The 9,639-nt window shown below is 69.3% G+C and carries 7 protein-coding genes and 2 tRNA genes; 7 read left to right on the forward strand and 2 right to left on the reverse strand.

The window, feature by feature from the left end:
* Both CM1CMNOD_RS06860 and CM1CMNOD_RS06865 read right to left on the reverse strand, forming a co-directional pair.
* On the reverse strand, positions 1 to 2,107 hold a 2,107-nt coding region (locus CM1CMNOD_RS06860), incomplete at its 3' end, for a DEAD/DEAH box helicase (protein ID WP_131773906.1).
* Between the two features lie 128 nt (positions 2,108 to 2,235).
* A tRNA-Gly gene (locus CM1CMNOD_RS06865) sits at positions 2,236 to 2,306 on the reverse strand.
* 46 nt (positions 2,307 to 2,352) lie between these two features.
* Between CM1CMNOD_RS06865 and CM1CMNOD_RS06870 the strand changes: the two genes are divergently transcribed.
* The 7 genes from CM1CMNOD_RS06870 to ndk all read left to right on the forward strand — a co-directional run bounded on the left by CM1CMNOD_RS06870 (position 2,353) and on the right by ndk (position 9,591).
* Positions 2,353 to 2,425: transfer RNA gene (locus tag CM1CMNOD_RS06870), tRNA-Pro, on the forward strand.
* A 56-nt stretch (positions 2,426 to 2,481) separates the two neighbouring features.
* Complete coding sequence (gene tig / locus CM1CMNOD_RS06875) at positions 2,482 to 3,954, forward strand: trigger factor (RefSeq protein WP_013872942.1); 1,473 nt, start codon at positions 2,482 to 2,484, stop codon at positions 3,952 to 3,954.
* Between the two features lie 326 nt (positions 3,955 to 4,280).
* Positions 4,281 to 4,916, forward strand: a complete 636-nt coding sequence (locus tag CM1CMNOD_RS06880; RefSeq protein WP_013872943.1) for an ATP-dependent Clp protease proteolytic subunit — start codon at positions 4,281 to 4,283, stop codon at positions 4,914 to 4,916.
* A 163-nt stretch (positions 4,917 to 5,079) separates the two neighbouring features.
* Complete coding sequence (locus tag CM1CMNOD_RS06885) at positions 5,080 to 5,751, forward strand: ATP-dependent Clp protease proteolytic subunit (RefSeq protein WP_013872944.1); 672 nt, start codon at positions 5,080 to 5,082, stop codon at positions 5,749 to 5,751.
* Between the two features lie 545 nt (positions 5,752 to 6,296).
* Positions 6,297 to 7,589 carry an ATP-dependent Clp protease ATP-binding subunit ClpX gene (gene clpX, locus CM1CMNOD_RS06890; RefSeq protein ID WP_013872945.1) on the forward strand — a complete coding sequence of 431 codons (1,293 nt, stop codon included), beginning with the start codon at positions 6,297 to 6,299 and terminating at the stop codon, positions 7,587 to 7,589.
* A gap of 1 nt (position 7,590) precedes the next feature.
* Entirely contained in the window at positions 7,591 to 8,967 is a 1,377-nt protein-coding gene (locus CM1CMNOD_RS06895; RefSeq protein ID WP_013872946.1) for a bifunctional folylpolyglutamate synthase/dihydrofolate synthase, read from the forward strand.
* 210 nt (positions 8,968 to 9,177) lie between these two features.
* A complete protein-coding gene (gene ndk / locus CM1CMNOD_RS06900; RefSeq protein ID WP_013872947.1) occupies positions 9,178 to 9,591 on the forward strand; it encodes a nucleoside-diphosphate kinase in 414 nt (137 codons plus the stop codon).
* Positions 9,592 to 9,639: the final 48 nt, after the last annotated feature.

A 9,639-nucleotide genomic window follows, 5' to 3' on the forward strand; every position in this document is an offset into this window, starting at 1 on the left:
CGGGCCGCCCGTCCGGGGTGGGGCTGCGCAGCCGCTCCCACTCGTCCAGCAGGCTTGAGTCGATCTGGCGGACCAGTTCCCCCAGCCATTCGGTGAGGTCGGTCAGCTCCTCGGTCCGGGCCTCCTCGGGAACGGTCTGCCGCAGGGCCCTGTAAGCGTCGGACAGGTAGCGCAGGAGCAGCCCCTCGCAGCGGGCCAGGCCGTAGAACCCGATGTACTCGGCGAAGGTCATGGCACGCTCGTACATGTCCCGCACCACCGACTTGGGCGCGAGCTCGTGGTCGGCGACCCACGGGTGGCCGCGCCGGTACGTCTCGAACGCGGCGCCGAGCAGGTCGTCCAGCGGTTTGGGATAGGTGACGGCGTCCAGCAGCTCGAGGCGCTGCTCGTACTCGACGCCGTCCGCCTTCATCTGGGCGACGGCCTCGCCGCGCGCCCTGAACTGCTGGGCGGACAGGACCTGGCGGGGGTTGTCCAGGGTGGCTTCGACGACCGACACCACGTCCAGCGCGTAGTCGGGCGCGTCGCGGTCGAGCAGCTCCAGGGCGGCCAGAGCGAAGGGAGACAGCGGCTGGTTGAGGGCGAAGCCGAGCTGCAGGTCGACGGTGAGCCGGACGGTGCGTCCGGTCTCGTCCGGCACGGCGAGTCTCTCCACCACGCCGGCGGCGAGCAGCGCCCGGTAGATGGCGATGGCCCGGCGGATGTGCCGGCGCTGGGCGGGCGGGCTCTCGTGGTTGTCGGTGAGCAGCCGGCGCATGCTGGCGAAGGCGTCGCCCGGCCGGTTGATCACGTTGAGGAGCATGGCGTGGCTGACGGCGAAGCTCGACGTCAGAGGCTCGGGCTCGGCGGCCACCAGCCGCTCGAAGGTCGCCGGGCCCCAGGAGACGAATCCCTCCGGGGGCTTCTTGCGGACGACCCGCCGTCGCTTGCGCGGGTCGTCCCCTGCCTTGGCCAGGGCACGTTCGTTCTCCACGACGTGTTCGGGCGCCTGCACGACGACCGTGCCGACGGTGTCGTAGCCGGCGCGGCCGGCCCGCCCGGCGATCTGGTGGAACTCCCGGGCGCTGAGGTGGCGGGTCCGCGTCCCGTCGTACTTGGACAGCGCGGTGAACACGACCGTGCGGATCGGCACGTTGATCCCCACACCCAGGGTGTCGGTGCCACAGATGATCTTCAGGAGCCCTTCCTGGGCGAGCTGCTCCACCAGCCGGCGGTATTTCGGCAGCATGCCGGCATGGTGGACGCCGATGCCGTGGCGGACCAGGCGGGACAGCGTCCGGCCGAACCCGGCGGCGAACCGGAACCCGCCGATCGTCCTGGCGATGGCGTCCTTCTCCGCCCGGCTGCACACGTTGATGCTCATCAGCGACTGGGCGCGTTCCAGCGCCGACGCCTGGGTGAAGTGGACGACGTAGACCGGCGCCTGGTGGGTGCTCAGCAGCTCCTCGAGCGTCTCGTGCAGCGCGGTGGTCACGTAGTGGTGGAACAGTGGCACCGGACGCTGGGCGGAGCGGACGACGGCGGTGGGCCGGCCGGTCCGGCGGGTCAGGTCCTCCTCGAACCGGCGGACGTCCCCGAGGGTCGCCGACATGAGGACGAACTGCGTGTCCGCGAGCTCGAGCAGCGGCACCTGCCACGCCCAGCCGCGGTCGGGGTCGGCGTAGAAGTGGAACTCGTCCATCACGACCTGCCCCACGCCGGCGGCCGCCGCGTCCCGCAGGGCGATGTTGGCCAGGATCTCGGCGGTGCAGCAGATGACGGGGGCGGTCTCGTTGACGCCGGCGTCCCCGGTCATCATCCCCACGTTGCCCGGGCCGAACGTGGCGCACAGGGCGAAGAACTTCTCCGACACCAGCGCCTTGATGGGCGCGGTGTAGAAGCTGCGCCGGCCGTGGGCCATCGCGGCGAAGTGCGCGCCGGTGGCCACCAGACTCTTGCCGGACCCGGTCGGGGTGGCCACGATGACGTTGGATCCGGTCACCACCTCGATGAGGGCCTCGGCCTGGGCGGGGTACAGGGTGAGCCCCTGCTTCTGCGTCCACTCCGTGAACGCGTCGAAGATGCTGTCGGGGTCGGGATGCGGGGGCAGGCGGTCGGCGAGCGTCATGGTGCATCCGATCGTGCCCGATGAACCGGGCCGGACACCGCGCGGGCCGACGACACGACAAGGATCGCCGTGCTACAAAGATCGCCACCCTGGCCGGGGTGTGGCCCTGACCAGGGGCGGCGCGAACGAGCGGGTGACCGGGATCGAACCGGCATGGCCAGCTTGGAAGGCTGGGGCTCTGCCATTGAGCTACACCCGCGGGACGTTCCAGAGACTCTACCCCGTAGGATGGAGGAGCAACGCCACGGGGCGTAGCGTAGTGGCTAGCGCGCCTGCTTTGGGTGCAGGAGATCGGGAGTTCGAGTCTCCCCGCCCCGACCGGTAATCTCGGCGCGTCCATCCGATCCACCGCCGCATCAGGAGTTAGCCGCGCCGTGAAGGCCACCAAGGAAACCCTTAGTCCCACCCGGGTCAAGCTGACCGTCGAGGTGCCCTTCGACGAGCTCAAGCCCTCTGTCGACGCCGCCTACCGCAAACTCGCGCGGGACGTCCGGGTTTCCGGCTTCCGGCCGGGCAAGGTGCCGCCGCGCATCCTCGACCAGCGCCTCGGCCGGGGGACGATCCTGGAGGAGGCCATCCACAGCGCACTGCCCCGGTTCTACACCGACGCGGTGCGCCAGGAGGAGGTCGACGTCCTCTCGCAGCCCGAGGTCGACATCAGCTCGTTCGCCGACGGCGCCCCGTTGGTGTTCACCGCCGAGGTGGACGTCCGCCCGGAGATCGCCCTGCCGGAGTACGGCACCGTTGAGATCACCGTCGACGCTGCCGAGGTCACCGAGGAGCAGGTCCAGGCCCATCTGACGACGCTGCGGGAGCGGTTCGCCGTCCTCAGGCCGGTGGAGCGGCCGGTCCAGGCCGGTGACTTCATCTCGCTCGACCTGACCGCGACCGTCGACGGGGAGACCGTCGAGGGCGCCGACGCCGCTGGCCTGTCATACGAGGTCGGCAGCGGCGATCTTGTCGAGGGCCTCGACGAGGCGATCACCGGTGTCTCCGAGGGCGAGAGCCGGACGTTCCAGACCGAGCTGTTGGCCGGGGAGCACGCCGGGAAGTCGGCTGAGGTCACGGCGACCGTCCGCGGCGTCAAGGAGCGTGAGCTGCCCGAGCTCGACGACGACTTCGCGACCACCGCCAGCGAGTTCGACTCGCTGGCGGAGCTGCTCGAGGACGTCCGGGCGAGCCTCGGCCAGGGGGCCCGGCTCAACCAGCTCAACCAGGCCCGGGAGCGCATCCTTGACGATCTGATCGAGCGGCTCGACGTGCCGGTGCCGGAGTCGGTCCTCGACAGCGAGGTCGAGGCCCGCGAGCACCGCCTCTCCCACGAGCTTGAGCGCCTCGGCCTCGAGCGGGCCGCCTACCTGGAGTCGCTCGGCCAGAGCGAGCAGGAGTACCTCGACGAGCTGCGGCGGCTGGGCGCGCGGGCGTTGCGCTCCCAGTTCATCCTGGACGCGGTGATCAATATCGAGCAGATCGGCGTCGAGCAGGGCGAGCTGATGGAGCAGATCATCGGCCGGGCGCAACGCGCGGGCCTGAGCCCGGAGGTCTTCGCCCAGCAGATCTCCCAGGGCGAGGGCCTTGCCTCGATCATGGCGGACACCCTGCGCGGCAAGGCTCTCACCTTCCTGCTGGAGCAGGTGAAGGTCGTTGACGCCGAGGGCAACGCGGTGGAGCTGGACCTGCCCCGCCGGCCGGAGCCGGCAGTCGACGATGTCGACGACGCCGCCGACGCCGATGCCGGCAGCGCCTACGACGCCGATGTCGACGATGTCGACGGCGATGCCCGCGATGACGATGACGACGACGAGGTGGCCGGTGACACCCAGGTCGGCCCCACACCCGGCGTCTGAGCGTCCCGGCACCACCCCTGACTGACCGTCGCCGGGTGGACGAGGACCGTCCGGGGGTTGACCCCGGTGCCTCGTCCGCCCGACCGGTACCTGACCCCGCCCGGCTGGTAGCGCCCGACTGGTAGCCGGCCCCCGGGGCCTTGGCCGGCCGTCCATCCGGCGCCTGTATGATGCCTCGATGTCCGAATTGATCAGATTTCGGACTGGCCGGCCCTCACGCCCAGCGCGAACATCGAGCGTGAACTCCCGGAACCGACGCGAGTCACAGATAGTGTCGAGCCGGTCAGATCAACCGCCGCCAGCGCGAGGAAGCCGAGGAGTTAACCGTGAGTGATATCGCAGCCCCGAGCCTGGCAGTCCCGCAGCTTCGCTCGCCAGGGTCGAACGGGGCCGGTTTCGAGGAGCAGGTCTTCAACCGCCTGCTGCGCGAACGGATCATTTTCCTGGGTTCGGTGGTCGAGGACCAGATCGCCAACACGATCATCGGCCAGCTCCTGCTGCTCAGCGCCGAGGATCCGAATCGGGACATCTCCCTGTACATCAATTCCCCCGGCGGCTCGGTCAGCGCGGGCATGGCGATCTACGACGTCATGCAGTATGTCGAGAACGACATCGTGACGGTGGCTCTTGGCCTTGCCGCGTCGATGGGCCAGTTCCTCCTGTGCGCGGGCACGGCGGGCAAGCGCTACTCGCTGCCGCACACGAGGATCATGATGCACCAGCCCTCCGGTGGTATCGGAGGTACCGCGTCCGACATCGCGATCCAGGCCGAGCAGATGCTCTACACCAAGCGGATGATGCAGGAGCGGATCGCGTTCCACACCGGCCAGCCCGTCGAGCAGATCGAGCGGGACTCCGACCGCGACCGTTGGTTCACGGCCGTGGAGGCCAAGGACTACGGATTCGTCGACCACGTGGTATCGCAGGCCCGCCAGGTGCCCAGCGAGAGCGCGGTCAGCTAGTCCCGGTCGAGCCGGGCCGTCCTGGTGGACGTCGACCGCGCGGATCGATCGACATCCACCAGGCCACCACCCACCGGACCGGCTCGAAGAACATGCGGGACGCTCGGCCCGCACCGTCGAATCTGCCACCGATCATCACAAGCCGTCGGGGAGGCACCCGGACATGAACCAGACGATCACCGGTCAGGGCGACACCAGCCGTCAACCCGTCAGCCGATACGTCCTGCCGCGCGTCATCGAGCGGACCAGCCGGGGCGAGATCGCTCTCGATCCCTACGAGAAGCTCCTGCGCGAGCGCATCATCTTCCTGGGCGTGCAGATCGACGACACGTCCGCCAACGACGTGATGGCGCAGCTGCTGTTCCTGGAGTCCGAGGACCCGGACCGCGACATCTCGATCTACATCAATTCTCCGGGCGGTTCCTTCACCGCGCTGACGGCGATCTACGACACCATGCAGTTCGTCCGTCCCGACATCCAGACGATCTGCATGGGGCAGGCGGCATCGGCCGCCTCGGTGCTGCTCGCCGCCGGCACCCCGGGCAAGCGTTTCGGGCTGGAGAACAGCCGCATCCTGCTGCACCAGCCGTCCGGGCAGGGCGAGGGCCAGTCCAGTGACCTGGAGATCCAGGCTCGGGAGATCCTGCGGATGCGTGCGCTGCTGGAGCGGATATACGCCCGGCACACCGGCCGCAGCGAGGAGGAGATCCGCCGGGACATCGAGCGGGACAAGATACTCAGCGCGGCCGAGGCCAAGGAGTACGGGCTGATCGACGAGGTCATCTCGACGCGCAAGTCCTCCCAGCTGGCAGCCGCTTCGTCGGCCACCCGGTAGCGACCCCCGGCGCGGCGAAAACCATGACTGCGTTGCTTTCGCCCCCCGGACGGCCGGGGGAGCCGGGCACCGCGCGGCCGGCGGGCCAGCCCCGCCGGCCCGCCGCGGTGGGCGGCCCCGGGTGTCCAGGGCGCGGAAGGCATGCGATCGTGTTGCCCCCGGCCGTCCGTGGGGGCGTCCGGGGCTGTTTCATCACGATGTCGGGCGTGTATCGGGTGGCAGGTGATCAAATGGACGGCCGGTCGGCGCGTTGGCTGCCGTGCCCACGGCGTGCCCGGGCTCAATCCGTACGGCGCGGGCGTCCGCGGACGCGGCCGCCGGACCGTGGGCTGATCTGCGCGAGCCGCGCGATAGGGCTCTCACCGGGCGTCTGTACGGGGTACGGTCCCCACACGAGGATGTGACGGCCATCAGCCCGATGTCGCCGGCATGTGCAACAGTCGGTAACGCGGGCAGGATAGTAACAGACAGGCGACGACTGGGCGGCCCGGCCGCCCCTGACCTGCAGGCGACACCATCGTCTGGACGAAGGGACTGAGTCCTCGGTGGCACGCATAGGTGACGGCGGCGACCTGCTCAAGTGCTCGTTCTGCGGCAAGTCCCAGAAACAGGTGAAGAAGCTCATCGCCGGGCCCGGTGTCTACATCTGCGACGAGTGCATCGATCTCTGCAACGAGATCATTGAGGAGGAGCTGTCGGAATCCTCCGATCTCAAGTGGGACGAGCTGCCGAAGCCCCGCGAGATCTACGAGTTTCTGGACAGCTATGTCGTCGGCCAGGAGCAGGCCAAGAAGATCCTGTCGGTTGCCGTCTACAACCATTACAAGCGGGTCCAGGCCGGTGGGGCCGGCGGCGACGCCAAGGGTGACGTGGAGCTCGCCAAGAGCAACATCCTGCTGCTGGGGCCCACCGGCTGCGGCAAGACACTGCTCGCGCAGACTCTCGCCCGGATGCTCAACGTCCCGTTCGCGATCGCGGACGCGACGGCGCTCACCGAGGCCGGTTACGTGGGCGAGGACGTCGAGAACATCCTGCTCAAACTCATCCAGGCCGCCGACTACGACGTCAAGAAGGCCGAGACCGGCATCATCTACATCGACGAGGTCGACAAGATCGCGCGTAAGTCGGAGAACCCGAGTATCACCCGGGACGTCTCCGGCGAGGGGGTTCAGCAGGCGCTGCTGAAAATACTGGAGGGGACGACCGCGAGCGTGCCGCCCCAGGGTGGTCGCAAGCACCCCCACCAGGAATTCATCCAGATAGACACCACAAATGTCCTGTTCATCGTGGGTGGAGCTTTTGCCGGACTTGACCGTATCATCGACGCACGCATCGGCAAGAAATCCCTGGGATTCCGGGCGGTTCTGCACGGGAAGGACGATCCGGACGCCGCGAAGGTCTTCTCCGACGTCATGCCGGAGGACCTGCTCAAGTACGGGATGATTCCCGAGTTCATCGGTCGCCTGCCCATGATCACCAGCGTCTCGAACCTCGACCGGGAAGCGTTGATCCGCATTCTCACCGAGCCGAAGAACGCGCTGGTCCGGCAGTACAAGAAACTGTTCGAGCTGGACGGGGTCGACCTCGACTTCACCGCGGACGCCCTCGACGCGATCGCGGACCAGGCGATCCTGCGCGGGACCGGCGCCCGCGGGCTGCGAGCGATCATGGAAGAGGTCCTGCTGTCGGTCATGTACGACATCCCCAGCCGCAAGGACGTCGCCCGGGCCGTGGTGACGCGCGAGGTCGTCCTGGAACACGTCAACCCGACGCTGGTGCCGCGCGACCGTGACGTCGCCTCGTCCAAGCGGACCCCTCGCCAGGAGAAGTCGGCCTGACGTGGGAGCGGACGACGCCGGCCCGGGCGGCGCGGGCCCGAGCGACGAGGGTCTGCTGAGCGACGACGGCGGTCTCGCCCGGGTCGAGAAGGCCCTGGCCGGACGTTTCCCGCACCGCATGCTCCCGGACCTCGACCGCATGCGTGACCTTGTCGACCTGCTGGGCCGGCCGCAGCGGGCCTACCCGTCGATCCACCTGACCGGGACCAACGGCAAGACCTCCACCGCCCGGATGGCGGACTCGCTGCTGCGCGCGTTCGGGATCAGACCCGGCCGGTACACCTCCCCGCATCTGGAGAGCGTCACCGAACGCATCAGCCTGGACGGCCGGCCCGCCGTGCCGGAGGTCTTCACCCGGGCCTACGACGACGTCATCGCGTACGCGGAGCTCGTCGACGGCCGGCATCCGGAGCGGGTCACCTTCTTCGAGCTGCTGACCGCGATGGCCTTCTCCGCGTTCGCGGACGCGCCGGTCGACGTCGCCGTCGTCGAGGTCGGGATGGGCGGGACCTGGGACGCGACCAACGTCATCGACGCCGGAGTGGCGGTCGTGACCCCGATCTCCATCGACCATCCGGAGCTCGGGGACACCCCGGAGGCGGTGGCGGCGGAGAAGGCCGGGATCATTCATCCGGGCGCGCTCGTCGTGCTCGCCCAGCAGCCGCTGCCGGCCGCCGAGGTGCTGCTGCGCCGGTGCGCCGAGGTGGGGGCGACAGTGGCGCGGGAGGGGCTGGAGTTCGGGGTGCTCGGTCGTACCATCGCCATCGGTGGTCAGGTGATCGCTATCCGTGGCCTCGGTGGTGTCTACGAGGACCTGTTCCTACCGTTGCACGGGCAGCATCAGGCGCACAACGCCGCATGCGCGCTGGTGGCCGTCGAGAGCTTCCTCGGCGGCGGCCGGGAGCCGCTCGACATCGACGCGGTGCGGGCCGGCTTCGCCCAGGCCGACTCCCCGGGGCGCCTGGAGGTGGTCCGCCGCTCGCCCACGGTGCTGCTGGACGGCGCGCACAACCTCGCGGGCGCGCGGGCGCTCGTCCAGGCGCTGGACGAGGAGTTCGGCTTCGATCGCCTGGTCGGCGTCGTGGGGATGCTCGCCGACAAGGACGCCGCCGGCATCCTCGCCGCCCTCGAACCGGTGCTGCACGACGTCGTCGTCACCCAGAGCGGATCACCACGGGCGATGCCCGTCGACGACCTCGCGGCGGTCGCGGTGGACGTCTTCGGCCCCGACCGGGTGGAGGTCGCCGTCCGCCTGGACGACGCCCTCGATGCCGGCGTCCGGCTGGCCGAACGGGACGGTGACCTCGGCGGCGCCGGGATTGTGGTGACCGGATCGTTGGTGACGGTGGGGGAGGCTCGGCACCTGCTGCGTCGCTGACGGGTAGGTTGACCGGCACCCGCTGGCCGACGTCTGCTGGCCGGTAGATGTCGACCGGCAGAAGTTGACCGGTAGATGTCAGCTGGTAGATGTTGCCAGTGAGCCGAACGTGGCGTGGCGGTGGATAACGTGGCGTGGCGGTGGATAAGGTCCACAGCAGCCGTCGGAGGACCGCGGCTGTCCACGCGAGCAGCTAGGAGAAGGAGTTCCGTGTCCGTCGAACGCACCCTCGTTCTGGTCAAGCCCGATGGCGTCAGCCGTGGCCTCGTCGGCGAGGTCGTCGGCCGGCTGGAACGCAAGGGGCTGACCCTGGTCGCCCTCGAATTGCGCACTCTTCAGCGCTCGGTCGCCGAGACCCACTACGGCGAGCATGCCGCCAAGCCGTTCTTCGGCGAGCTGGTCGACTTCATCGTCTCCGGCCCGCTGGTCGCGCTGGTGGCCGAGGGCCCACGGGCGGTCGAGGCGGCGCGTGGCCTGATCGGCGCCACCGACCCGGTCAAGGCCGCCCCGGGATCCCTGCGCGGCGACTACGCCCTGGAGATCGGGCAGAACCTCGTCCACGGCTCCGACTCGCCCGAGTCCGCCAAGCGTGAGATCGACCTGTTCTTCCCGGGGCTGAGCTGACGGTTGGTTCCGCTCGGCCCGCGGGCCCGCTCGGCCCTGAGAACGGAG

The organism is Protofrankia symbiont of Coriaria myrtifolia, assembly GCF_900634755.1.
GTDB classification, from domain to species: domain Bacteria; phylum Actinomycetota; class Actinomycetes; order Frankiales; family Frankiaceae; genus Protofrankia; species Protofrankia coriariae.

Bases quoted from the DNA above. Each gene is read 5' to 3' on its own strand.
- CM1CMNOD_RS06885 (WP_013872944.1), top strand. From the start codon at position 5,080: ATGAACCAGACGATCACCGGTCAGGGCGACACCAGCCGTCAACCCGTC.